Origin of the sequence: Solihabitans fulvus (assembly GCF_008386585.1) — a bacterium.
GTDB classification, from domain to species: domain Bacteria; phylum Actinomycetota; class Actinomycetes; order Mycobacteriales; family Pseudonocardiaceae; genus Solihabitans; species Solihabitans fulvus.
Genome location: NZ_VUOB01000005.1, coordinates 23,667 through 48,032, shown reverse-complemented (window position 1 = coordinate 48,032; position 24,366 = coordinate 23,667). Strand labels below are relative to the sequence as shown.

Sequence of the window (24,366 nt, the reverse complement as noted above, 5' to 3'; positions counted from 1 at the left end):
GCCGGAACTCGTCAGCGTGACTGCGCGCGGGGCAGGCGCGCGACGAGCCTGGCGCCCGAGTCGCTGTCCGCCACCCGGAGGGATCCGCCGTGTCGGGTGGCGATGTCGCGGGCGAGGGTGAGGCCGAGGCCGGACCCGCCCGCGTCCCTCGCGCGCGCGTCGTCGAGGCGGGCGAAGCGGTCGAAGACGCGGTCGCGGTCGGCGGCGGGGATGCCGGGACCGTCGTCGAGCACCTCGAGGACGACCTCGTCCTGCGCTGCGGTCAGGCGCACGGTGACCACGGAGTGCCCGTGCCGCACCGCGTTGTCCACCAGGTTGCGCAGGAGGCGTTCGAGCTGAACTGCTTCGCCGACCACCGGCGCCGGTCCGTCCACAATGGACTTGACGGTCGGGCCGCTCGGCGCGAGCGAGCGTTCGGCCACCTGTTCCTCGACGACGTCCGCGAGGTCGACGACCTCCGACGCCGAGGGAACCTCGGTCGGGTCGGCGGCGAGCTGGAGCAGATCCGCCGTGATCCGCTGGAGGCGCTGGACGTCCAGCAGCGACCGGTGGGCGACGGCGGGCCAGTCCGCCCGGTCCTGGTGCGCGAGCGCGACCTCGAGACCGGCCCGCAGGTTCGCGAGCGGGCTGCGCAGCTCGTGGCTGGCGTCGGCGACGAAGCGCTCCTGCTGGTCGTGCGCGTGTTGCAGCCGGTCGAGGGTCGTGTTCGTGGTGCGGGCCAGGCGGGCGATCTCGTCGCGGGAGTCGGGCACCGGCACGCGCCGGTCGAGCTGGCTGCCGCTGACCTCGGCCAGCTCCCGGCGGATCGCCTCGACCGGCCGCAGCGCCCGCCCCGCCGCGAACCACGCGACCAGGGCCGTGACCAGTACCGCCAACGGCACGAAGAACGCCAACGCGGCGTCGAACAGGCGCAGCGCGGACACCGTGTTCCACGGCTGCGCGAACAGGTACAGCGTGAGCCGGTAGCGCGTCGCCGTGGTCGCGCCGCCCAGCCCGTGGTCCAGGGTCGGGCCCTCGCGGCCGAGCGGCTCCACCAGGGCGGCGGGCACGTCGTCGAGCACGCGGCCCACCACGGTGTAGGCGCGGTACTCGCGCCACTGCGGATGCTGGCCGGGCCGCAGCGTGACGCTCGTGGTGGCGGTCCAGTCGGGCCGCGCCCCGGCAGGGGCGGGCGGTGGCGGAGTCCACGCCGGATCGAGGCGGCGCAGGTTGGCGCTGCTCAACACCGCCTGCCCGGAGTCCGCGACGACCGCGAACATCGCGTCGCCGCTCGGGACCGCCGCGGCCAGCGCGGCCCGCCCACCGCCGAGCGACGCCGCGCGGTAGGCCGCGGTCAACTGGTCCAGCTCGGTGCGTGTCGCGTTCACGGCGTTGTCGGTCAGCTGCCCGCTCACGAACAGGCGCGTCCCCAGCCACCCCAGCGTGAACACCACCGCGCAGAGCAGCGCGGCCGACAGCGCGGTGCTCCGCCGGACCGACACCGGCCACCAGCTACTCATCCGCGACCAGCCGGTAGCCGACGCCCCGCACGGTCGCGATGGTGCGGCGGCCGAACGGCGCGTCCAGCTTCCGCCGCAACGCGCTCACGTAGACCTCGACGATGTTCGGGTCGCCCCGATAGGCCAGGTCCCACACCTGCTCGAGGATCTCGCGCTTGGCGACGACCTGCCCCTGCTGCCGCAGCAGGCACTCGAGCACCGCGAACTCCTTGCTGGTCAGCGTGACCGGCTGACCGGCGCGCCGGCACGTTCGCCGCGCCGGGTCGAGCACCAGGTCGCCGAAGGCGAGCGGCGCGGCCGAGCCGGTCCGGCCCCGGCGGACGAGGGCGCGCAGCCGCGCCGTGAGCACCACGTAGGAGAACGGTTTGCTCAGGAAGTCGTCCGCGCCGGTGTCCAGCGCCTCGGCCTCGTCGTACTCGCCGTTCTTGGCGGTGAGCATGAGGATCGGCGTCGTCACCCCGCGTTCCCGCAGCGCCGCGCAGACGCGGTAGCCGTTGAGCCTTGGCAGCATGATGTCCAGCACGATCACCTGGTAGGGATGCGACTGCGCGAGTTCAAGCCCGTCCACGCCGTCGTGCGCGAGGTCCACGGCGTAGCCGTCGGCCTCCAGCCCCCATTGGAGCGTCTCGGCCAACCGCCTCTCGTCCTCGACCACCAGCACCCGCATGGAGTCGATCCTCCCAGATCCGCGCGGCCGTTCCTGAAGCGTTGTTCAGGTCGCTTCAGGAGCCGTTCAGTCGCGCCCGGCGATGATCGCCGTGGCGGTCGCGACGGGCGGCTGTCTTCCAGGCTCGTTCAGGGGAGCACATGCTCGGGAACACAGTGGACGGTCCGGCGGCGGCCGGCGTGGCGGACGTCGTGAAGACCTACGGAAACGGTGACACGGCGGTGCGGGCGCTCGACCACGTGTCCGTCGACTTCGCCGCCCGCCGCTTCACCGCGATCATGGGCCCGTCCGGCTCTGGCAAGTCCACGCTCATGCACTGTCTGGCCGGTCTGGACACTGTGGACGATGGGAAAGTCCTGATCGGACAGACCGACCTCACCGGCCTGTCCGACGCGGCGCTGACCAGGCTGCGGCGGGACCGGGTCGGGTTCGTGTTCCAGTCGTTCAACCTGTTGCCGACCATGACCGCGCAGGACAACATCCTGCTCGGCCTGCGGCTCGCCGGCCGCCGACCCGACCTGGCGTGGTTCGACACGGTCGTCGACGCGCTCGGCCTGCGCACCCGGCTGCGGCACACGCCGGGCGAGCTCTCGGGCGGCCAGCAGCAGCGGGTGGCGTGCGCCAGGGCACTCGTCGGCCGGCCGCAGGTCGTGTTCGCCGACGAGCCGACCGGCAACCTCGACTCGCGCGCCGGCGCCGAGGTGCTCGACTTCCTGCGCACCTCGGTCCGCGAACTCGACCAGACCGTTGTGATGGTGACCCACGACCCCGTCGCCGCGTCCTACACCGACCACGGCGTGTTGCTGGCCGACGGCCGCGTCGCCGCCCACCTCACCCGCCCCACCGCCGACACCGTGCTCGCGGCGCTGACGAACCTGGGGGTGTGATGCTGCGAACCGTCCTGGCCGGGCTGCGGGCCCGCCCCCTGCGCCTGCTGCTCTCGGCCGTCGCCGTCGCGCTCGGCGTCGCCTTCGTCGCCGGGTCGCTCGTGCTGTCCGACGCCGTCCACGCCGGACTCCGCGACGCCGTCGCCGTCCAGACCCGAGGGGTGGATGCGTCGATCAGCCAGACCCGCCGGGGCGGGGCCGCGCTCGACGACGAACTGCTGGCCACGGTCCGCGGGGTGCACGGCGTCGCCGCGGCCGAGGGCCGCAGCACCGTCGGCGCGCTGCTGCGTGACGCCTCGGGCCGCCCGAGGGAAACCAGCGCGACCACGTTGCCGGCCGATCAGGGGCTGCGCCCCTTCGACCTCGCCGACGGTCGACTTCCCGGCACTGCCGGCGAGATCGCGATCGAGCGGGACACCGCCGAGGGCCACGCGCTTGGCCAACTCGTGACCGTCCTCGACCAGGACGGCCGGCAGCACACCTTCACGCTGGTCGGCACCGTCACCCGGCCGACCGACGCCGGCATCGGCGCGGCCGCGCTGGTGCTGCTGCCCGAGGCCCTGCGCCAACTGGCCAGGGGGCAGGGGTTCGACGAGATCGTGGTGCGCGCGACACCGGGTGTCGGCCGACCGAGGCTCGTCGCCGACCTCACCGGGGCCGTCGGCGGCCGGGGCGTCGAGGTGGTGACCGGGCAGGAGGCCGCCGCGCGGCTCCTCGACAACACGGCTCCCGACTCCAGCGGCCTGACCGGCTTCTTCACCGCGTTCGCCGTGCTCGCGATGATCGTGGCCGCGATGGTGATCATCAACTCGTTCACGATCCTCGTCGCGCAGCGGGCCAGGGAGCTGGCGCTGCTGCGCTGCGTCGGGGCGGGGAAACGCCAGGTGTTCGCGTCCGTGCTCGCCGAAGCCGCCGCGGTCGGCGCGGTCGCGTCCGTGGTCGGGCTGTGCGGCGGGCGCGGCGTCGCCGCCGCCCTCCAGTCGATCGTCGGCGCGCTCGGCGGGCATCACGCGACGGTGTACCTCCCCGTCACCGCGCGGACGGTCGTCGCTTCCTTGGCGATCGGGGTGCTGGTGACGGCCCTGGCCGCGGCGCTGCCGGCCAGGGCGGCGACCAGGGTCGCCCCGGTCGACGCGCTGCGGACGCCGCTGGAGGGCAGGTCGGCCCGCGCCGGGCGGCCGAGGACGATCGCCGGGCTCGCGCTGCTCGCGGTGGGTGTCGGCGCGGCCGTGTTCGCGCTGCGCGTCGAGGCGCAGGCGGGGGCCGCGCTCTCCGTCGCGGCGATGGTCGCGCTGCTCGGCGCGGTGCTTGCCACGGGGCCGCTGCTGGTGGGCTCGGTCATGCGGGCGCTCGGCGCGATCTGCGCCCCGATGCTCGGCCGGTCCGCGAGGCTGGCCGCGCTCAACGCCGGCCGGAACCCGAAGCGCACCGCGGCCAGCGCCGCCGCGCTCACCATCGGGCTGGCCGTCGTGTCGCTGGTGACCACGATGGCGGCCGGCGTCGAGGCAGGCCAGAGCCGCAGTCTCGACCAGCAGCTGGCGGCCCAGTTCACCGTCACCTCGCTGCTCGACAGCCAGCCGCTGCCGCCGACCCTCCCGGCCACCCTCGCCGCCGTCCCCGGCGTCGCGGCCGCCGCGCCGAGGGTGTCGTTCTCGGGGGACCTCGGCGCGCTCGGGGGCTGGGGCATGACCGCCGTGCGCGGCGACGCGTTCGGCGGCCTGCTGCGGCCCGTGGTGTTGTCCGGCCACCTCGACCGGCTCGGTCCAGGGGAACTGGCCGTGAGCCAGGAACTCGCCAGGCAGACGGGGGTCGCCGTCGGCGACACCGTGCAGGCGGGCCCCCGGGGCAACCCGGTCCCGCTGCGGGCCGTCGCGGTCTACGACAGCGTCCAGGCCCCCGGCGTCGACCTCCGGCTCGCCGTGGTCGACCTCGGCCAGCTGCCGGCGCTGGACCCCACCGGATTCAGCTACGACGGCAGCATCCTGGTTCGGCTCGCCGAGGGCGCCGACCCGAACCAGGTCCGGCCCGCGCTGGAACGGGCGCTGGCCGCCGCGCCGCTCGCCACGCTCAACAGCGTCGCCGACCTCAAGGACCGGATGTCGGCGCCGCTGCGCGGCACGCTGAACCTGATGTGGGCGCTGGCCGCGCTTGCCGTGCTGATCGCGTTCGCCGGCATCGCCAACACGCTGTCGCTGTCGGTGCTTGAGCGGACCCGCGAGTCGGCCCTGCTGCGCGCGCTCGGGCTGACCAGGGGCGGGCTCGGCGGCGCCATCGCGGTGGAGTCGGTGTTCGTGGCGCTGTTCGGCGCGGCCTGCGGGTTGCTGCTCGGCGTCGGCTCGGCCTGGCTGCTCGCGCGGGTGGCCTCGACCGGTGCCCAACCCGTGCTGTTCACGCTGCCGTTGGGCCGGCTCGGCGTGCTGCTGGGGGCTGCGGTGCTGGCCGCGCCGCTCGCCGCCCTGATCCCGGCCCGCCGCGCCGCGCGGGGTTCGCTCGTGGCCGGGATGGCGGAGCGGTAGGACGACCGGGTCCCTGGGATGTGCTCGCGGGCGCATCCCAGGAACCCGGCGGAACCTACTGGTATCGCTTGAGTTCCCGCTTGGCCAGCGACATCCTGTGCACCTCGTCCGGCCCGTCGGCCAGGCGCAGCAGCCGCGCCTGCGCCCACAGCTGCGCCAGCGGGAAGTCCTGGCTCACGCCGCCGCCGCCGTGCGCCTGGATCGCCTTGTCGATGACCCACTCCGCCATCAGCGGCGTGCCGATCTTGATGGCCTGGATCTCGGTGTGCGCGCCCTTGTTGCCCACGGTGTCCATCAGCCACGCGGTCTTGAGCACCAGCAGCCTGGCGCCCTCGATGCGCACCCGCGCCTCCGCGATCCACTCCTGGATGACACCCTGCTGCGCCAACGGTTTCCCGAAGGCGACACGCGCGGAAACCCTGCGGCACATCAGTTCCAGCGCGCGCTCGGCCATGCCGATCAGCCGCATGCAGTGGTGGATGCGGCCGGGGCCGAGCCTGGCCTGGGCGATCGCGAAACCCGTGCCCTCGCCGCCGATCAGGTTCGACACCGGCACCCGGACGTCGCGGAACTCGACCTCGCCGTGGCCGCCGTGCGCGGAGTCGGTGTATCCGAACACGTGCACGCCGCGCCGGATCGTCACTCCCGGGGTGTCGGTGGGCACCAGCACCATGCTCTGCTGCTGGTGGCGCTCGGCGGACGAGTCGGTCTTGCCCATCACGATGAGGATCTCGCACTGCGGGCTCATCGCGCCCGAGGACCACCACTTGTGGCCGTTGATGACGTAGTGGTCGCCGTCGCGGTCGATCCTGGTCGCCACGTTGGTGGCGTCGGAGGAGGCGACCTCGGGCTCGGTCATGCAGAACGCGGACCGGATCCGCCCGTCCAGCAACGGGGTCAGCCACCGCTGCTGCTGCTCGGGGCTGCCGAACTCGGCCAGCAGCTCCATGTTGCCGGTGTCGGGCGCGGCGCAGTTGAGCGCCTCGGGCGCGATCGCCGGGCTGCGGCCGGTGATCTCGGCCAACGGCGCGTACTGGAGGTTGGTCAGGCCCGCGCCGTGCTCGGCGTCGGGCAGGAACAGGTTCCACAGCCCGCGCGCCCTCGCCTGCGACTTGAGCTCCTCGACGACCGCGGGCCGCGCCCACTGCGGTGTCGAGGTGGCCAACTGCTCGGCGAAGACCGGCTCTGCCGGGTACACGAACTCGTCCATGAAGGCGAGCAGCTCGGCCCGCAGTTCCTCGGTCCGCGCGTCGAAAGCGAAGTCCATCAGACATCTCCCGTTGTGGTGTGGCGGGACGCGGCCAGGCCCTGGCGCACCAGCGGCTCGGTCATCGCGCCGAGGCGTTCGAACCCGGCGCCCACGGTGCCGCCGGTGGTGAACCGGTAGTGGATGCCCTCGACGATCACGGCGAGCTTGAAGTACCCGAACGCCACGTACCAGCCGAGCCCGCTGACGTCGAGGCCGCTGCGTTCGGCGTAGCGCGCCACCAGCTGGTCGGCCGACCAGAAACCGGGCAGGGCCGAGACGCCGCCGGTGATCGGATCGTTGGCCGCGCCGAGGCCGCGCCAGTAGACACAGAGCAGCCCGAGGTCGGCCAGCGGGTCGCCGAGGGTGGCCATCTCCCAGTCGAGCACCGCGCTGATCGCCAGCGGCCGCTCGGTCACCAGGACGTTGTCCAGTCGGTAGTCGCCGTGCACGATCGTCGCGGCAGGCGACTGAGGCACGGTGGCGGACAGCCACTCGTGCAGCTCGTCGATGCCGGCGAGCTGCCGGCTGCGCGAGGCGTCCAGCTGCTTGCGCCATCTGGCGACCTGGCGGTGCAGGAACCCGTCGGGGCGGCCGAAGTCGCCGAGCCCGACCTGCTCCGGCGGCACGGCGTGCAGGTCGGCGAGCACGTCGACGAGCCTGCCGGACAGCTCGCCGGCCTGCGCCTCGGTCAGCCACGCGCAGTCGGCCGGGGTGCGCAGCGGGCTGCCGGCCACGTGCTCCATCAGGTAGAACGGCGCGCCGAGCACCTCGGTGTCGGTGCAGAGCAGCTCGGCGTGCGGCACCGGCACGGCGGTGTCGGCCAGCGCGGAGATGATCCGGTGTTCGCGGCCCATGTCGTGCGCGGTGGCCAGCACGTGCCCGAGCGGCGGGCGGCGCAGCACCCAGTCGTGGTGCCCGTCGGTGAGCCGGTAGGTGAGGTTGGACCGGCCGCCGGGGATCAGCTCGGCGGACAGCGGGCCGGACACCAGGTCGGGCCGGGTCGCGCGCAGGTAGCCGGTGAGCGCGTCGAGGTCGAGGCCGGGCGGTGGCGTCATCGATGCGCCGTCCCCGCCAGCGCCGGCACGAGCGCGCTGAGCGCGGCGCGGCTGCTTGCCGCGTCGGCGTGCCGGAATGCGTGCAGGCCGGCGTCCTGGGCCGCGGTCACGTTGGCGGGCGAGTCGTCGAGGAACACGCAGCGGTCGGCCGGCATGTCGAGCTGGTCGAGCAGGTACTGGTAGATCTGCGGGTCCGGCTTGCGCAGCCCGATGCGGCCGCTGATCACCACGACCTCGAACAGCTCGGCGAGCAGGGCCTCGGGGTAGCCCTCGCCCCAGCTGTTGGACAGCAGCGCGGTGCGCAGGCCGAGCGCCTGCGCGTCCCTGACCAGCTCGATCATGTCCGGGTCGGGGGTCGCGCGGCCGAACATGCGGCGCAGCAGGCCGGCTGCGGGCACCGGCGCGCCGTCGAGGGTGCGCAGCTCGGCGGCCAGCAGCGCCTCGAACTCGGCCACGGTCAGCTCGCCGGTCTCCAGCAGGTGCACGGGGTTTCCCACGGCGGCCTCGTGGCTGAGCCAGCCGCGCATGGTGTCGGCGTAGCGCTCGGTGTCCACGCGCTCCTCGCGCAGCCAGTCGTCGATGAACTGGCGGACCGAGACCGTCAGCACGCCGCCGTAGTCCAGCACCACCGCGTCCACCTGACGCGTTCGCTCGTTGCTCACCCGGCCAGGGTACCGACCGGTCGGTATGTGGACAACGGTCGACCTGTCATTGCGGTACCACCCCGTCGGCATTGCGGTGCTGACCAGAGGTTTTGCGGTACCGCGCGCGGCCTTCGCGAACAACACTCTGACCCGGCAGGTGATCTTGGGCACGAGGGGGCGACATGGTGCGGGACCTGGGGTCAGACGTGGGGTCGCTGGCGATCCGCCGGCGCTCGCTTGGCCGCCCCGAGGACGGCGCGCTGCTGACCGACCTCGCTCGGGCCGAGGTGGCGCGCGACGCCGGGACGTGGGAGATCAGGTCCGAGGGCTTCTGGTGCTACCTGCTGCCCGCCGACGAGCCCCGCCGCGACCAGGGCTGGAAGCTGCACGTCTCGGCCACCCCGCTGTCCGCGCCGCTGGTCTTGGCCAGGGCGGCGCACGCGCTGGTCCGGCACCGCTGCGCGTTCAAGTTCGCCGCCACCCTCGACCGCGTCGCCGAACTGGTCTCCACCCGCGCCCCGCGCGGCAGCGGCGGCAAGTTCATCACCGTCTACCCCCGCGACGACGAGCAGCTGCGCGCCGTCGCCGAGGACCTGCACCAGGCCACCGTCGGCCTGCCGGGGCCCGGCGTGCTGTCGGACCGCAGGTACCTGCCTGGCAGCCTGGTCTCCTACCGCTACGGCGTGTTCTGGGCGAAGGCCGCGCTGACCAACGACGGCACCATCGAGTCGCGGCTGCGCGCGCCGGACGGCACGCCGCTCGCCGACGAACGCAACGCCTGGTTCAGCCCGCCGCCCTGGGCGGGCGACCCGTTCCCCGAGCGCGCCGCGACGCCGCCGCGCACCAGGGGCACGGCCAAGCCGGTGCTGCTCGGCGACCGGTTCGTCATCCGCGAGGCCATCCAGCACGCCAACAAGGGCGGCGTCTACCGGGGCGTGGACACCACGACGGGCCAGGAGGTCGTGGTCAAGCAGGGCCGCCGACACGTCGGGGCAGGCCTGGACGGCACCGACGCCCGCGACGTCGTCCGGCACGAGGCCGCCATGCTGGAACGCTTCGCCGGCACCGGCGTGACGCCCGCCGTCGTCGCGCTGTTCGAACAGCAGGACAGCGCGCTGCTCGCGCAGGAGTCCGTGCCGGGCGCGTCGCTGCGCCAGGTGATCGTCGACCGGCTGGCGGCGACCGGCCGCGCCCACGACGGCCTCGCCGACGCCCTGGCCACCGCCCGCGCGCTCGTCGACCTGGTGGCCACCGCCCACCGCGTCGGCGTCACCCTCGGGGACTTCAACCCCAACAACGTGATGGTGACCCCGCAGCGCCGGTTCGTGCTGATCGACCTTGAGGTCGCCGCCGCCCCTGGCACGCGCTGGATCACCGGGGTCACCGCGGGCTACGCGGCCCCGGAACTCGTCGCGGCCCCCGGCGTCGGGCCGACACCAGGGTTCGCGGTCGACCTGTTCGCGTTGGGCGCCACGCTCGTCTACGCCCTGACCGGCACGGCGCCCAGCTACGGCGAGGACTACCCCACCCCGCGCCCGGTGCAGGACCGCAACGCCGCCCTCGTGCGGCTGCTCGGCGACGAAGACCCGGTGCTGGCGCTGTTTGAACCGGTCCTGCTCGGGCTGACCAGGGACGCCGCCGACCAACGGTGGACGCTCGACCGGGTCGTCGACTTCCTCGACACCCTCGACGACGCGACACCGGCCCCGCCGCCGCCCGCCCGCCGGGACCGGCGAACCGCTGCCGACCGCGCCAGGGTGCTCGAGGACGGCCTGACGTTCCTGGTGCGCACGATGAATCCGACGGCCGAGCGGCTGTGGCGGTCCTCGAAGTACGGCGAGACCAACGAGCCCTGCTCCATCCAACACGGCTCGGCCGGGGTGCTCGCGGTGCTCGCCGACGCCCAGCGGCACCGGCCCCGCCCCGACCTGCTCGACGCGGTCCTGGCCACGGCCGACTGGACCGCCGACCACCTCGACAGGCCGTCCAGCGCGCTGCCCGGCCTGTACTTCGGCCGCTCGGGCACCGCGTGGGCGCTGCACGACGCGGCCGGGGTGCTGGCCGACCCCGCGCTGGCGGCGCGGGCGGCCGACCTGGCCTGCGCGTTGCCGACGGACTGGCCCAATCCCGATGTCTGCCACGGCATCGCCGGCGCGGGCCTGGCCGCAGCCCACCTGTGGCGCGCGACCGGCGAGCCGCGCTTCCTCGACCGGGTGCGGGCGGTGGCCGACCAGCTGCTGAAGGCGGCGGTGCGGCACGAGGACGGCGTGTTCTGGCCGATCCCGGCCGACTTCGACTCCGGTCTCGCCGGGGTGGAGCACTACGGCTTCGCGCACGGCGTCGCGGGCGTCGGGGCGTTCCTGCTGGCCGCCGCCGACGCGACCGGCGACGCCGAGTGCCTCGCCGTCGCCGAGGAGGCCGGCCACACGCTCGCGGCCGGTGCGACGCTGGCCGGCGGCGCGGCGACCTGGCGCACCGACCGCAGGCCGAACTCGGGGCCGCCGGAGGCGATGCGCTACTGGTGCAACGGTTCCTCGGGTGTGGGCACCTTCGTGGCGAGGCTGGCGGTGGCCACCGGCCGGCAGGAGTTCCGGGACCTGGCCGAGCAGGCGGCCGTCGCCGTGCACCGAGGCAGGCGGTCCGACCCGGTCGCGGTCTGCCACGGCCTCGCCGGCAACGCCGAGTACCTGCTCGACCTCGCGGACCTGTTCGGCGAGCCCCGGTTCCGGGACTGGGCCGAGGACCTGACCGACCAGATCGTGGCGCGCACCGTGCTACGCGGCGACCTGATGGTCGTGCCGGACGAGTCGGGCATCGACGTCGTGGCCGACTACTCCACCGGGCTGTCCGGCGTGCTAGCGCTGCTGCTGCGGCTCGAGCACGGCGGCCGCCGCCGGTGGCTCCCCTAGATCCGCCCTCGGCGCCCGCCGAGGGATTGGTTCAACCGAAAGGAAGTGATTGCCATGGAGACCGACCTGGACGCCCTGGAGCTGCTGCCCGGTGGTGAGGAGCCGGAGCTCGGCGCCGCCATGTGCTCGAACTGGAGCTGCACCTGGATCAGCGGCACCGGCACCATCTGCTGATGACGCGACGCGCTGCGCCGAGGGCTGCCCCTCGGCGCAGCGCATCACCCCCAGTCAGGCCGCCGCCAGCTCTGCGGCGGCCGCGCGCTTGGCCTTCGGCGATCCCTCCGGCGACACCGCGTCGGCCGGCAGCCGCCGTTCCAGCGCGATCAGCAGCGCGCCGCCCGCGGGCACGAGCACGGCGAGCGCCAGCCACGGCAGCCTGTCGTCGACCGCGAGCAGCCCGGTCAGCAGGGACGGGGCGACCGCGGTGGACAGTGACCAGGACAGCTGGTAGGTGGCCAGGTACCGGCCCCTGGCCAGCTCCGGCGCCGCGGCCACCGACAGGGCGCCGGCGGGCGGGCTGTGCAGCAGCTCGCCGACGGTGTAGCCGGCGGTCAGCACCAGCAGCGCCGCGGCGGCCACCCACGGCGTGCCCGGGTGCAGCACGCCGAGCAGCGCGAACCCGAGGAACGACGCGCCGAACACGGCCGCGCCGAGCGCCGCGACCCTGGTGCGCCGGCCGTGCCGCTGCGCGAGCCGCCCGACCGGGACCCCGGCGAACGCGCACAGCGCGGTGTTGACCCCGAACAGCACGCCGATCAGCCACGGCGGCGCGCCGAGCGAGAGCACCGCGTACACCGGCAGCAGCACCGACAGCGCCGAGTAGCCCATCGACACCAGGAAGTTCGCGGCGGTCAGGCCGAGGAACGGGCGGTCCCGCAGCACCTCGCGGTAGCCGATGGGCTTGGCCACGCTCCTCGTCGGCGCGGCGCCGCGCGGGATGCGGTGCATCAGCACGGCCGCGCCGAGGAAGCTCGCCGCGTTGAGCCACCCGGCGATCAGGAACCCCGAATCGCCGGCGACCGCGATGATCAGCCCGGCGAGCAGGCCGCCAGCGCCGAGCCCGCCGTTGCGCCACGCGCGCCCGAGGGTGAGGAAGCGGTCCCGGTCGCCGCCCGAGGTCAGCTCGCCGGTCAGGGCCTGCTGGACGGCGGGGGCCGCGCTGGCGCTGACCGCCGTGAGCACGGCGATGACGACGAAGACGGGCATCGAGGTGGCCAGCGGGTAGGCGGCGAAGCCGAGGCCGCGCACGGTGTAGCCGACGAACAGCATCCGGCGCGCGCCGAACCGGTCGATCGCCCATCCGCTCAGCGGCAGCGACGCCATGCCGGCGAGGCCCGCGATGGTGAGCACCGCGCCGATCGCGGCGAGCGGCAGGTGGGTGACCCGGTCGAGGAACAGCAGCGTGAAGGGCACGTACATGCCGGTGCCCATGGAGTCGATCAGGATCCCGGCGAGCATCGACCGCTCGCCGGGGAACCGGGTGGGCTTGGTCGGCCCGGTTCGGGTGGTGGTCATGGTGCCCTCCGGCGATCCGTTCTTAGCTCAGTCGCCGGTAACTTAGCAGTAAGCTGCTTTGTGGCAAGCAACTTTTCAGAAAGTGAGTTCGGGAGGATACTGAGAGTCATGACCGCGAGCCAGGACCGCGACCACGTCGACCTCATCACCGAGCAGTGGAACGTCGAGCGCCCCGAACTGGACACCGTGCCGATGGCCGTCTTCGGCCGGATCTACCGCATTACCCGCCTGATGGGCGACCGGATGGACCGGACCTACGCCCGCTTCGGCCTCAGCCGCGGCGAGTTCGACGTGCTGGCCACCCTGCGCAGGGCGGGCGAGGACCACGACCTGTCCCCCAGCCAGCTGTCCACCCGCCTGATGCTCACCACCGGCGGCATGACCGGACGGCTGGACAAGCTGGAGCGGGCCGGCCTGGTCGAGCGCGTGCCCGACCCGACCGACCGCAGGGCGCTGCGCGTCCAGCTCACCGGGCACGGCCTCGAGGTCATCGACGAGGCCGTCGTGGCCGGGCTCGACGTGCAGGCGGCGGCCGTCGCCGCGCTGACCCCCGAGCAGACCGCCGCGCTCGACGACGCGCTGCGCGTGCTGCTGGCGGCGTCGACCGACCAGTGATCACCGACCAGTGATGACCGCCTCATCCGGGAAACGGGAAAACTCTCGGCAATCGCGGCCGCCGGGCAGACAATGCGGACATGGGAAAGATCTACGAGCGGATCGATGGCCGGCTGCGGGCGTTCATCGAGGACCAGCAGGTCTTCTTCGTGGCGACCGCGCCGCTGGCCGGTGACGGACACGTCAACATCTCTCCCAAGGGCCGCAGAGGCACGTGGGTGGTCCTCGACGACCGGACCGTCGCGTACCTGGACTTCGGCGGCAGCCACGCCGAGACCACCGCGCACCTGCGCGAGAACGGCCGCATCACGCTGATGTGGTGCGCCTTCGACGGACCGCCCAACATCGTGCGGGTACACAGCGTCGGCGAGCCCGTGTTCCGCGACGACCCGCGCTTCCCCGACCTGGTGGCCCGCTTCGGCGAGGCCGCCGACGCCGGCGGCCTACGCGGAATCGTCGTGGTGACCGCCAAGCTGGTCAGCGACACCTGCGGGTGGGCGGTGCCGCTGATGGACTACCGCGAGGACCGCATGCTGCACACGGACAACTTCAACCGCAAGACGGAGGAGGAGTTCGCCGAGTACTGCGCGCGCAAGCCGTACAACGTCGCCAGCATCGACGGCCTGCCCGCGATCCCGCTGCCCCTGCCGCCCCGGCCCGCAATGTCCTGACCGTTGTGCCAGCACGACATCCACGTCCAATTCACCCTTGCCGATCCTGATCATGGATGGCGGAAGGTCGCCCACATGCCGAACTACGCTCGGATGTATCGCTTCGGAATGACGCCCTGGGAGTCGTACGGGGAAGCGGCACGCGACAGCATCTCGACGGTGCTCGACCGCGAGGAGGTCGACCGCCCACGACCGCTCGGCCGGGCGCTCGATCTCGGGTGCGGGCGCGGCCAGTTCACGCCGGAACTCGCCCGGCGAGGGTGGGAGGCCGTTGGCATCGACTACGTGCCCGCCGCGATCGAGGCGGCCAGGGCCCGGGGCGACGCGGGAGTCACCTACGTCCAAGGCGACGTGACGGACCTCCCGGCGGCCAACCTGGGAACCTTCGACTTCTTCCTCGATATCGGTTGCTTCCAGGGCTTCGACGCCGAGCAGCGACAGGCCGTCGGTCGCGGTGTCACGGCCCTCGCCGAGCCGGACGCCACGTTGCTGATGCTCGCGTTCGGCCCGACCCGGCTCCGTTCCCTTGTGGGCGGCACTAGTCGGGACGAGGTCGAGGCCGCGTTTCCGGACTGGGAGCTGGTGGCGGTCGAGCCGGCTGCCACCTCGGGCCTGGGGTGGCCGATGAACCGGACCAGCCCCCAGTGGTTCCGGTTCCGCCGACGGGCCTGAGCTCAGCCGCCGAGGATCTCCGCCACGGGTCGTTGCGGGTCGTACGCGGCCCAGCCGGGGTCTCCGGTGCTGGCGAACGCGACCCAGGCGGCGTGCACCCTGGCGGCGAGGCCGGGCGGGGCGGGGTCGGGGCCGAGCAGGCCCGTTTCTCCGTGCAGCCAAGGCCTGTCGGCGAGGTCGAAGACGAACGGCAGCTCGACGGTGTGGGCGGCGCCGAGTCGCCCGTCCAGGGCCGTCGAGCGGTGCTCGAAGGAGTAGACGTGCGTGCGGCCGCCCGAGACTCGCGCGTGGGCCTGCGCCATGCGCGCCGTACCGGCCCCGAACAGGGCCTGCCCGAGCGCGTTGGCCTCCGTGGCGGACTCCAGCTTTCCCTGCGGCACGAGGTAAAGGCGCCCCTCCTCGGCGTTGGTGCCGATCAGCAGGTCGACGTCCCCTGCCGGGCCGTCGACTAGGCCGTCGGCGGGCTGGACCGGCAGGACCAGGCCGAACGGGCTGAGCCCGACCAACGGGTCCGTGGCGGTGCTGGTGCGCAGGTCGAGGCCGGCCAGCGCGGGCAGGATCTCCAGGAAGCACTCGTCCGGGATCTCCGCGAACGCCCGGGCGGTCGGTGCGACGCCCAGCGCGACGGCCGCCGCCGCGGTGACCCGCCGCGCCTGTTCCGGGGTGAAGGCGCCGGTGCCGCTGCCGCTCTGGATGATCGCCCGCCGGAACAGGCCCTTGGCCCCCGGCGTCGCGAGCAGCGCGCCGGTGAGCGTGGCGCCCGCGGACTGGCCGAAGATCGTGACCCTGTTCGGGTCACCGCCGAACACCGCGACCGTGTCGCGCACCCAGCCCAGCGCGGCCAGCACGTCGAGCAGCCCACGGTTGGCCGGAGCGCCGTCCAGGTCGAGGAAGCCGGGGATGCCGACGCGGTAGTTCACCGTCACGAGGACGACGCCGTCGCGGGCGAACGCGCTGCCGTCGTAGAGCGCGGCGCGGGTCGAGCCGGTGACGAATCCGCCGCCGTGCACGAAGACCATGACGGGGCGCCGGCGATGGTCGGCCGCCGGCGTGCGGACGTCGACGGTCAGGTACTCCTCGCCCCGCACCCAGCCCGGTCCGAAGTAGGGAGTCATGTCCAGCCGGCCGAAGTCGCGGGTGGGCTGGGGCGCCGTCGGCGAGGGCCGCGTGCCGTCGCGGACGCCGGGCCAGCCGGGGTGCGGCGCGGGCGGGGCGAAACGGCCGGCGCCGATCGGTGCCGCCGCGTAGGGGATGGCGCGGTAGAGCTCGCCGGCGTCGTCGCGGACGCCGCGCACGGCGCCCGCCGGGGTGTCGACGACCGGGTTCGCATACTGGGTCACGGGAAACGCGTCCTTTCCGTGGATGTCAGGAGATGCGGGAGAAGCCCGCCCACCCCTTGATCGCGAACTTCGACCCGTCGCGCTCGACCTCGACTGCGCCCTGGCCCGCGAAGTGCGCGGGGAAGACAAGCGCGTTGTGCTCGGCGGCGTGGCCGAGCAGCTTGTGCCGGGTGGCCCTGGACTCGACCGGGTCCTCGCAGAAGCAGGAGTTGGTCTCCGGCTCCACGATCTGTAGCGCGGTGTGCACGAGATCCCCGACGAACAGGGCTCGGTCGCCGCCGGACTCCAGGGTGAGCACGGACGAGCCGGGGGTGTGCCCGGGTGCGAGGTCGAGGCGCAGGTTCCCGTCGATCCGGTAGGACCCGTCCCACAGGTGCGTCAGCCCGGCCTGGTGGACCGGCGTGACGCTGTCCTCGAAGACGTTCTGGTTGCCTCGGCCCAACACGGTCGTGTTCTCGTTGGCCGGGTTCCAGAACTCGAAGTCCCGCCGCGTCATCAGGTACGTCGCGTTCGGGAAGGTCGGCACCCAGTTGCGGCCGTCGAGGCGGGTGTTCCAGCCGACGTGGTCGATGTGCAGGTGCGTGTTGACCACGATGTCGACGTCCTCGGGCCGCACCCCGGCCGCGGCGAGGTTGTCGAGGTACTCGGTGTCCATGCGGCTCCACACCGGCGCGTAGGGCCGGTCCTTGTGGTTGCCAACGCCGGTGTCGACGAGGATCGTGCGCCCTTCGCTGCGCAGCAGCCAGGACTGGGTCACCGAGTGGCACTCGTCGGTCTCCGGGTTCCAGAAGTCGGGCGCCAGCCAGCCGCGGTGCTCGTCCCACGAGCCGTCGGGGCTGTCCGGGAAGAACTGCTCCGGGGTCAGCTCGACCGAGCCGTGGAACTCCTTGACGCGGGTGACGGTGACGTCGCCAAGGGTGATCTGTTCGGGGTGCTGCGTCATGCGGTCCGTCCTCGGGTTCGGGTCGTGTGGTCGAACAGGACCGAGCCTGGACACGCGGACGCGGACGAACCACTCCCGCGTTGTCCTACCCCTCACAGGGAGTGGCGGGGAGCGGGTCGTGCCGCCGGATACTGGGGTATGAACGGACCCGGCCCACTCGGCGACTTCCTCCAGGCCCGGCGGACGCGGCTGCGACCGGAGGACGTCGGCCTGCGCGACTTCGGGCCCCGCAGGCGGGTGGCCGGGCTCCGGCGCGAGGAACTGGCGCAGCTGGCGGGCGTCAGCGTCTCCTACTACACGCGACTGGAACAGGGCCTGTCCCGAGGGGCCTCGATCGAGGTGCTCGACGCGATCGCCCGCGCCCTGCTGCTCGACGACCACGAGCGGGAGCACCTCGACCGGCTCGCCGACGCCGCCCGCCGCGCGCCCAGGGTGCGCCGCCCTCGGCCCGAGCGGCTCGCCGACGAGACGCGCGACCTCCTGCGCGCCGTCGACGGCGTCCCGGCGCTGGTGCTCGGCCGGCGTACGGACGCGTTGGCGTGGAACACCCTCGGGCACGCCCTGCTGGCCGGTCACCTGGACTTCGCCAGCCCGGACAACCCTGCGGAGCGGCCGAACCTGAGCCGGATGCTGTTCCTCGACCCGCACTGCCGGGAGCTGTACACGGACTGGAAGCGCAAGGCCCGCGCGGTGGTCGGCAACCTGCGGATCACCGTCGGCAGGCACCCGCAGGACCCACTGCTCGCGGAGCTGATCGGCGAGCTGACGATGAAGAGCCCGGAGTTCGTCGCGCTCTGGGGAGACCACCGCGTGGCGCCCTGCGACGCCGCGTCCTACGAACTGCACCATCCCGTCGTCGGCACGGTGACCGTGACGCAGCAGACGCTGGCGGTCGCCCGATCACCGGAACAGGCGCTGATCGTGTGCACGACCCCCGCCGGGTCCGCCTCCGAGGAAGCTCTCGCGCTGCTCCGGCAGACGAGCGGCGGCCGGGCGCCCCACGCGGACAACGTCCGCGGTCCGGAGTGGGCGTCCCGGTAGGCGTGGGCGGCGAGGCCAGGGCGTGCGGCAATCCTGTTGCCCGCCTTGGCATGCGCGGCCAGGATCGGCCGGGTGCGGTCACCGGCCCGGCGGGCGGCTCTCCCCAAGGTGGTGTTCACCAGGGGCGTCTCCGGCCGGTACTGGTGCCATGTCCACCGGCCCGACGGCGCGGTGGTGCGCGTGCCCGGCTTCGACAGGAAGTTGCGGGTGCCGCCTTCCACGATCAGCTCGCGGTCTCTGCCGCGGCCTGCATGTCGCGCCAGATGCGGCGGGAGTCGGCGAGTGGGTCGTCGGCGTCGCGGGGCGGGAGATCCCAGACTCGGGTTCGGTGGTGGGTGGGGTCGAATGGCGGCCAGCCGGGGTCCCCGGTGGTGGCGAAGCTGGTCCAGGCGCCGCGGATCTGCTCGGACAGCGAGTCGAGTCCGGGCGGTGGCGGTGTGCCGAGAAACCGTGTCGCGAACCGCGTGGTGACGGTGCCGAAGATCAACGGGATGTCCAGCCCGTGGCCGGCCCCGAGCTGCGGGCTGGACCAGGCCAGGTCATACAGCCACGTGCGCCCGCCCGCGGCGGCGTGTGCCTGGGCAACCTGGATGGTCGGCATCCGGACCAGGGCGTCGGACAGCATCACGGTGAACACCGCGGCGTCGTCGGCGCCGGGGTGGGCCCGCCGGTAGGCCTCGGCCGCCTCCGGTGCCAGACCGAGGATGGTGGCGACGGTCGCCAGGTCGACGTCCGGCGGAGGCGGTGCGCCCTGGCCGCGGTACTCCTCGTGCGTGAATCCGCAGATCAGGTCGATGTCGCGGCCGGTGCCGGCGGCCAACACCGTCTGGACCGGTCCGGTGACCAGGTCGCCGTCGATGACGGGCGCGAAGGCGGTGAAGCCGGCGTCTCGGCCGCGCAGCGGCGCGTCCTGCACGGCCAGGATCGCCTCCGGCGGCAGCGCCGCGAACCCGTCCCAGGTGGCCGCCACGCCGGCGGCGTGGGCGATCGTCGTGGTCACGGCCGCGGCCTCGCCTTGGGTTCGGCACCCGGCGGGGACGCTCTGGGCGATGGCCCGGCGGAACAGCCCGGTGGTGGCCGGCGTGGCCGTCAGCAGGACGGTGGAGGCGGCGCCGGCGGACTGGCCGAACACCGTCACGTTCGCGGGGTCACCGCCGAAGGCGGCGATGTTGGACTGGACCCACCGCAGGGCCGCGATCTGATCGCGCAGGCCCCGGTTGTCCGGGACACCGGGAAGGTGACCGAAGCCCTCGAACCCGACCCGGTAGTTGAGGGTGACCACCACGACGCCGGAGCCGGCCAGCGCGGTGGCGTCGTACTGGGGCATGGCCGCCGCGCCGTGTTTCCACAGCCCGCCGTGGATCCACACCATCACCGGCAGCCCGGCCGCGCCGAGCTCGGGGCTCCACACGGTCAGCGTCAGGCAGTCCAGTCCGTCGCCGGGCCGCCACGCCGGTGGCGCACCCGGGGCGGGGGCGGACTGGGGTGCGGCGCTGCCGAAGTCCCCGCAGTCACGGATACCGTCCCAGGCCTGCACCGGGGCTGGCGGCCTGAACCGCAGCGCCCCTTCCGGTGCGGCCGCGTACGGGACGCCTGTGAACACCGAGACGCCGCCAACGGCGCGTCCACGGACCCGGCCCAGTCGTGTCGACACCACAGGATCGGTCACCGCTCTGCCCTCCGCGCGGCGGCAGACACCGTCGAGGTGCTTCGGCGGCGTGCTGGTGGTCGCGGTGGCGGCGGGCTGGTGCCCTCAGGCGTGGTGATCGCCGCGCTCACCAGGCGGAAGAACAGGGCTCGCTGCTCGCGCCAGACCTGCGGGTCGGGGTTTGCCTTCGCCAGTCCGTCCGCGGTCGCCAGCAGCAGACGCGCGAGGTCCTCGGCGGTCGCGTCGAGGACCGACAACCACACCTCGCCGGCCGCCGCGGCCTCCTCCAGTGCCGCGGCGAGCCGGGAAATCAGCGCCGTGTGGGCGTCGCCGACGATGTCGCCGGTGACCGTGAGGCTGGCGTCGCGCAGCTCCCCGCCGTGCGCAGTCGAGGAGATCTGCGCCATCAGCCCGCCGAAGTAGGTGGACATGGCCGTGCTGACCCGCGTGACCACGTCGCCCGGTGCCGCCAGGACCGCGTCGACCTGGTCGAGCGCCCGGGCATGGGCTCGGCGGGTTCCTGCCCGGAAGAGCTCTTCCTTGGTGGCGAAGTGCAGGTAGAGGGCGGCTCGGGACATGCCTGCCGCGCGGGCGATGTCCTGCATGGTCGTCTTGCCGTAGCCGTAGTGGCCGAACACTGGCAGCGCGGCGTCGAGGATGTGGTCGCTCCGCTCGTCGGTCATGCCCGCACATTGTCAGGCTGGACAGATTGCGTCAAGATGTCTAGGCGGACGGATGTCGTCAGATTGTCTACATCACGAGGCGGAGGACTCTCGGCGTCGCCAGCAGTTCACGCCCACGACCCAGGAGGGAAGCCGCATGACGCCCACCGGTGACACTCGAGGTGACCACGCCGTCGCCGACCACATCCGCGCAGTCGAGCGAGCCCGACTCCGCGCGCTCGTCGCCGGCGACATCGCCGGCGCCGCCGAACTGCACGCGCCGGACTTCCAGCTCATCACGCCCGTCGGGGCCGCGCTGTCGAGGGACGACTATCTCGGGGCGATCGCGACCGGACGCATGAACTACCTGGAGTGGGATCCCGGACCCATTCACGTCCGCGTCCACGGCGCCGCCGCCGTCGTCCGGTACCAGGCCGCCCTCGACGTCGTCGTCGAGGGTCATCAGGTACCTCGTTCCACCTACTGGCACACCGACACCTACGAGAACATCGACGGCCGATGGCAAGTGGTGTGGTCCCAGGCCACCGCAGTCAAGACATACCCCGGTCGCGGTTGACGGACGGCGTCGCTGCCCTCCGCGCCCCCGACGTCCACCGGCCACCATGACACGCCCGTACGCAAGGAAGAAGGTCGTCGGCCGCAGGCCAGGAACCGGGAGGTTCGCACTCCTGCCTGGCTCGATTGCGTTTTCAGATACGGAAGTGTATCTGTAGACAAGATCGTATTTGGCGTGTCGCGGCGACGCGGCGACCTGGAGGTCGGACATGGGCACGGAACTGTGGCAACTGAGCGCGACGGCGCTGGCCTCGGCCATCGCGCGCGGCGAGGCGGGCGCGATGGAGGTCCTCAACGCGCACCTGGCGCGCATCGAGGAGGTGAACCCCGTGGCCAACGCGGTCACGGCCGTCCTGGCCGACAGCGCCCGCCTGGCCGCGCGCGACATCGACCGCCGCCGCGCGGCCGGCGAGGTGCTCGGGCCGCTGGCCGGCGTGCCGGTCACCGTGAAGGACAACATCCACGTGGCCGGCTCGGCCACCACCCTCGGCGTGCCCAGGTTCCGCGACCTGGTGGCCGCCGAGGACGCCCCGCCGGTGCGCAGGCTGCGCCGCGCCGGAGCCATCCCCATCGGCCGCACCAACATGCCCGATCTGACGATGGGCGGCATGCACACCGTCAGCACCCTGCACGGCGACACCCGCAACCCGTGGGATCCCGCCAGGACGCCCGGCGGGACCAGCGGCGGCGACGGGGTCGCGGTCGCCACCGGCATGACGCCGCTCGGCCTCGGCAACGACTCCGGCGGATCGGTGCGGGTGCCGGCCGCCTTCAACGGCGTGGCCGGGCTGAAACCGAGCTACGGCAGGTTCGCGGCGGACCACCGGCTCGGCGACCAGGACCCGACGCTGTCCTCCCAGCTGTTCCCCGTCGACGGCCCGCTGGCGCGCACGGTCGCCGACCTCGCGCTCGTGCACCGGGTCCTGGCCGGTCCCGACCCGCAGGACCCGCGCGCGGTTCCGGTCCCGCTGGAGGGGCCGCCGCTCCCCCACCCGATCCGCGTTGGCGTGGCGGCCGATCCCGGCGGGCACGGCACGCACCCGCACGTGCTCGCCGGGGTCGAGGCCGCGGCCGACGCGCTGCGGGACGCCGGCTACCTGGTCGAGGAGGTCGAGGTCCCCCGGCTCCAGGACGCCGTCGACGGCTACACCGGCCTGATCTACACCGAGTTCAGCCTGGTCTGGCCGATGGTCAGCGGCCTGCTCACCGAGGAAAGCCGGCGGCACGTGGAGTTCTCCATGCGGCAGTACCCGCCGGTCGGCCTTGCGGAGTACCTCGGGCTCACCGCGCGCAGGCTGGGCATCCAGCGCGACTGGGCGCGATTCTTCGCGGACATCCCGCTGCTGCTGGGGCCGGTCTCCACGCAGCCGCCGGCCCCACCAGCCACCATGCACAGCGACGTCGAGGCCAACGCCGCGACGATGGGGACCGTGCGGCTGTGCCGGGCGAGCACCTTCGTCGGCGTGCCCGCCGTCGCCGTGCCCGTCGGGGTCGCCGACGGGCTCCCGCTCGGCGTGCAGGTCATCGGCGGGATGTACCGGGAGGACCTGTGCCTCGAGGCCGCCGCCGCGATCGAGAGCCGGCTTGGCGTCCTGACGCCGATCGACCCGCGCACTAACCGGTGACCGCGCCCCGAGGCACCGCGGCCAACAGCCGTTTCGTGTAGGGATGGGTCGGCGCGAGCAGCACCTGCTCCACCGGGCCGACCTCGACGAGCTTCCCGTGGTACATCACCGCGACCCGGTCGGCGATGTTCCAGGCGAGGCCGATGTCGTGCGTGATCACCAGGGTCGCGAGGCCGAGTTCCGCCCGCAACCGCAGCAGCAGCGCCAGGATCTCGCCGCGCACCGAGGCGTCCAGCGACGCCACCGGCTCGTCGGCGACCAGCAGCCGGGGGCCAAGCGCCAGCGCGCCCGCGATCACCACGCGCTGGCGCTGGCCGCCGGACAGCTCGTGCGGCAGCACCGGGAAAAACTGCTCCGGCGGCCGCAGTTCGGCCTTGGCCAACGCGTCGGCGACCAGTTCCCGCTCGTCGCCGGGCACCCGGTGGATGCGCAGCCCCTCCGCGACCGCCTGGTACACGGTGTGTCTCGGGTTCAGCGCGCTGGTCGGGTCCTGGAGCACCAGCTGCGCCTGCCGCCGGTAGGCCCGCAGGGCGCGGCCGCCGGCAGGCAGCGGCTCGCCGTCGAACAGCACCCGGCCGCCGGTGGGCTGCTGGAGCCCGAGCAGGGTGCGCGCCAACGTGGTCTTGCCGGAGCCGGACTGCCCGACCAGGGCGACGATCTCCTCCTCGCGCACCTCAAGGTCCACCCCGGCCACCGCGTGGGTGGTGCCGCCCGCGCGGTCGGGGAAGTCGACCCGCAGGCCCTCGGTGCGCAGCAGCGTGCCGCCGTCGCCGGCCGCGTCCTGCGGCGTCAGCCGGAACTCGGGGTCGCCGACCACGGGGAACGCGGCGGCCAACGCCTTGCTGTGCGGGTGTTTCGGGGCGCCCATCAGTTCCCGCGATGGCCCCTGCTCGACGATCCTGCCCTCGTACATCACGGCGATCCGCTCGCACGTGGCCGCCAGCACCGACAGGTCGTGGCTGATCATCATCAGGCCGAGGCCGTTGTCCGCCACCAGCCTGCCGAGCACGTCGAGGACCTGCGCCTGCACGATGACGTCCAGCGCGGTGGTCGGCTCGTCGGCGATGATCAGCCTCGGCTCGCAGGCCAGCGCCATCGCGATCATCACCCGCTGCTTCTGCCCGCCGGACAGCTCGTGCGGGTACGCATCCGCCCGCGACGCCGGCAGCTCCACCTGTTCGAGCAACTCGGCCACTCTGCGGCGCAGCACGGTCCGCGACGGCTCGTGCCCGGCCTCGGCGTGCACGGTGATCGGCTCGGCGATCTGCTCGCCGATGCGGCGCACCGGGTTGAGCGCGTGCATCGCGCCCTGGAACACCACCGACGCCTGCGCCCAGCGCACCGCCCGCAGCCGTCCCCAGGACATGGTGGCCACGTCCTCGCCGTCCAGCAGCACCTCGCCGCCGATCCGCGCCGACTTCGGCAGCAGCCGCAGCACGGCCATCGCCAGCGTGGACTTGCCGCAGCCCGACTCCCCGGCGAGGCCGAGCGTCTGCCCGGCGGCCAGCGTCAGGTCCACTCCGCGCACGGCCGGCACCTCGCCCCGCTCCGTGCGGTACTGGACGCTGAGGTCCCGCAGCTCCAACAACGCGGTCATGGCCGCTCCCCCGCGATATCGTCGGTCCGCCCCCG

Annotated in this window: 21 protein-coding genes; 10 read left to right on the top strand and 11 right to left on the bottom strand. The window is 73.4% G+C overall.

Annotation, left to right across the window (positions count from 1 at the left end; all coding sequences use genetic code 11):
- Positions 1-11: 11 nt before the first annotated feature.
- Together F0L68_RS03715 and F0L68_RS03710 are read right to left on the bottom strand one after the other, a co-directional pair.
- Entirely contained in the window at positions 12-1,499 is a 1,488-nt protein-coding gene (locus F0L68_RS03715; RefSeq protein WP_149847977.1) for a sensor histidine kinase, read from the bottom strand.
- On the bottom strand, positions 1,492-2,166 hold the full coding sequence (locus F0L68_RS03710; protein ID WP_149847976.1) for a response regulator transcription factor: 675 nt from the start codon (positions 2,164-2,166) through the stop codon (positions 1,492-1,494). Before F0L68_RS03710 ends, F0L68_RS03715 begins: the two co-directional genes overlap by 8 nt.
- Positions 2,167-2,306: 140 nt before the next feature.
- Between F0L68_RS03710 and F0L68_RS03705 the strand changes: the two genes are divergently transcribed.
- A complete protein-coding gene (locus F0L68_RS03705) occupies positions 2,307-3,053 on the top strand; it encodes an ABC transporter ATP-binding protein (protein ID WP_188316369.1) in 747 nt (248 codons plus the stop codon).
- Positions 3,053-5,569, top strand: a complete 2,517-nt coding sequence (locus tag F0L68_RS03700) for an FtsX-like permease family protein (RefSeq protein WP_149847975.1) — start codon at positions 3,053-3,055, stop codon at positions 5,567-5,569. Before F0L68_RS03705 ends, F0L68_RS03700 begins: the two co-directional genes overlap by 1 nt.
- Positions 5,570-5,624: 55 nt before the next feature.
- On the opposite strand, the gene F0L68_RS03695 is transcribed toward F0L68_RS03700, so the two are convergent.
- From F0L68_RS03695 to F0L68_RS03685, 3 genes are read right to left on the bottom strand one after another with little or no spacing between them, the layout of a single operon-like run.
- Positions 5,625-6,836, bottom strand: a complete 1,212-nt coding sequence (locus F0L68_RS03695) for an acyl-CoA dehydrogenase family protein (protein WP_149847974.1) — start codon at positions 6,834-6,836, stop codon at positions 5,625-5,627.
- Positions 6,836-7,873 (bottom strand): phosphotransferase family protein, encoded by a 1,038-nt coding sequence (locus tag F0L68_RS03690; protein ID WP_149847973.1) that lies wholly within the window; start codon positions 7,871-7,873, stop codon positions 6,836-6,838. Before F0L68_RS03690 ends, F0L68_RS03695 begins: the two co-directional genes overlap by 1 nt.
- The gene (locus tag F0L68_RS03685) at positions 7,870-8,535 is read right to left on the bottom strand and encodes an HAD family hydrolase (protein WP_223198462.1); all 666 of its coding nucleotides are present in this window, start codon (positions 8,533-8,535) and stop codon (positions 7,870-7,872) included. The genes F0L68_RS03690 and F0L68_RS03685 overlap by 4 nt, the downstream gene beginning before the upstream one ends.
- A 164-nt stretch (positions 8,536-8,699) precedes the next feature.
- On the opposite strand from F0L68_RS03685, the gene lanL reads away from it, so the two are divergent.
- Complete coding sequence (gene lanL / locus F0L68_RS03680; RefSeq protein WP_149847971.1) at positions 8,700-11,426, top strand: class IV lanthionine synthetase LanL; 2,727 nt, start codon at positions 8,700-8,702, stop codon at positions 11,424-11,426.
- A 54-nt stretch (positions 11,427-11,480) separates the two neighbouring features.
- Complete coding sequence (locus F0L68_RS43280) at positions 11,481-11,600, top strand: ALQxL family class IV lanthipeptide (RefSeq protein ID WP_223198461.1); 120 nt, start codon at positions 11,481-11,483, stop codon at positions 11,598-11,600.
- A 54-nt stretch (positions 11,601-11,654) separates the two neighbouring features.
- Here F0L68_RS43280 and F0L68_RS03675 read toward each other — a convergent pair whose 3' ends face one another.
- The gene (locus F0L68_RS03675) at positions 11,655-12,941 is read right to left on the bottom strand and encodes an MFS transporter (protein ID WP_149847970.1); all 1,287 of its coding nucleotides are present in this window, start codon (positions 12,939-12,941) and stop codon (positions 11,655-11,657) included.
- 108 nt (positions 12,942-13,049) lie between these two features.
- Between F0L68_RS03675 and F0L68_RS03670 the strand changes: the two genes are divergently transcribed.
- The 3 genes from F0L68_RS03670 (at position 13,050) to F0L68_RS03660 (ending at position 14,899) form a co-directional block, all read left to right on the top strand.
- Positions 13,050-13,556 (top strand): MarR family winged helix-turn-helix transcriptional regulator, encoded by a 507-nt coding sequence (locus F0L68_RS03670; protein ID WP_149847969.1) that lies wholly within the window; start codon positions 13,050-13,052, stop codon positions 13,554-13,556.
- A gap of 80 nt (positions 13,557-13,636) precedes the next feature.
- Positions 13,637-14,227: a pyridoxamine 5'-phosphate oxidase family protein gene (locus F0L68_RS03665; RefSeq protein ID WP_149847968.1), complete on the top strand. Its 591-nt coding sequence runs from the start codon at positions 13,637-13,639 to the stop codon at positions 14,225-14,227.
- A 108-nt stretch (positions 14,228-14,335) separates the two neighbouring features.
- A complete protein-coding gene (locus F0L68_RS03660; protein ID WP_223198460.1) occupies positions 14,336-14,899 on the top strand; it encodes a class I SAM-dependent methyltransferase in 564 nt (187 codons plus the stop codon).
- 2 nt (positions 14,900-14,901) lie between these two features.
- Here F0L68_RS03660 and F0L68_RS03655 read toward each other — a convergent pair whose 3' ends face one another.
- Positions 14,902-16,239, bottom strand: coding sequence for a carboxylesterase/lipase family protein (locus F0L68_RS03655; protein ID WP_149847967.1), 1,338 nt, complete (start codon positions 16,237-16,239; stop codon positions 14,902-14,904).
- A 25-nt stretch (positions 16,240-16,264) separates the two neighbouring features.
- Positions 16,265-17,182, bottom strand: coding sequence for an MBL fold metallo-hydrolase (locus F0L68_RS03650; RefSeq protein WP_149847966.1), 918 nt, complete (start codon positions 17,180-17,182; stop codon positions 16,265-16,267).
- A gap of 138 nt (positions 17,183-17,320) precedes the next feature.
- On the opposite strand from F0L68_RS03650, the gene F0L68_RS03645 reads away from it, so the two are divergent.
- On the top strand, positions 17,321-18,223 hold the full coding sequence (locus F0L68_RS03645) for a helix-turn-helix domain-containing protein (protein WP_149847965.1): 903 nt from the start codon (positions 17,321-17,323) through the stop codon (positions 18,221-18,223).
- 223 nt (positions 18,224-18,446) lie between these two features.
- Here F0L68_RS03645 and F0L68_RS03640 read toward each other — a convergent pair whose 3' ends face one another.
- Together F0L68_RS03640 and F0L68_RS03635 are read right to left on the bottom strand one after the other, a co-directional pair.
- Positions 18,447-19,892: a carboxylesterase/lipase family protein gene (locus F0L68_RS03640; RefSeq protein WP_188316368.1), complete on the bottom strand. Its 1,446-nt coding sequence runs from the start codon at positions 19,890-19,892 to the stop codon at positions 18,447-18,449.
- Complete coding sequence (locus tag F0L68_RS03635) at positions 19,889-20,554, bottom strand: TetR/AcrR family transcriptional regulator (RefSeq protein WP_149847964.1); 666 nt, start codon at positions 20,552-20,554, stop codon at positions 19,889-19,891. Before F0L68_RS03635 ends, F0L68_RS03640 begins: the two co-directional genes overlap by 4 nt.
- 136 nt (positions 20,555-20,690) lie before the next feature.
- On the opposite strand from F0L68_RS03635, the gene F0L68_RS03630 reads away from it, so the two are divergent.
- Together F0L68_RS03630 and F0L68_RS03625 are read left to right on the top strand one after the other, a co-directional pair.
- Positions 20,691-21,110 (top strand): nuclear transport factor 2 family protein, encoded by a 420-nt coding sequence (locus F0L68_RS03630; RefSeq protein ID WP_149847963.1) that lies wholly within the window; start codon positions 20,691-20,693, stop codon positions 21,108-21,110.
- Positions 21,111-21,318: 208 nt separating this feature from the next.
- Complete coding sequence (locus F0L68_RS03625) at positions 21,319-22,734, top strand: amidase (protein WP_149847962.1); 1,416 nt, start codon at positions 21,319-21,321, stop codon at positions 22,732-22,734.
- Here the strand turns inward: F0L68_RS03625 and F0L68_RS03620 are convergent.
- The gene (locus F0L68_RS03620) at positions 22,724-24,331 is read right to left on the bottom strand and encodes a dipeptide ABC transporter ATP-binding protein (RefSeq protein WP_149847961.1); all 1,608 of its coding nucleotides are present in this window, start codon (positions 24,329-24,331) and stop codon (positions 22,724-22,726) included. The genes F0L68_RS03625 and F0L68_RS03620 overlap by 11 nt on opposite strands.
- Between the last annotated feature and the right edge of the window lie 35 nt (positions 24,332-24,366).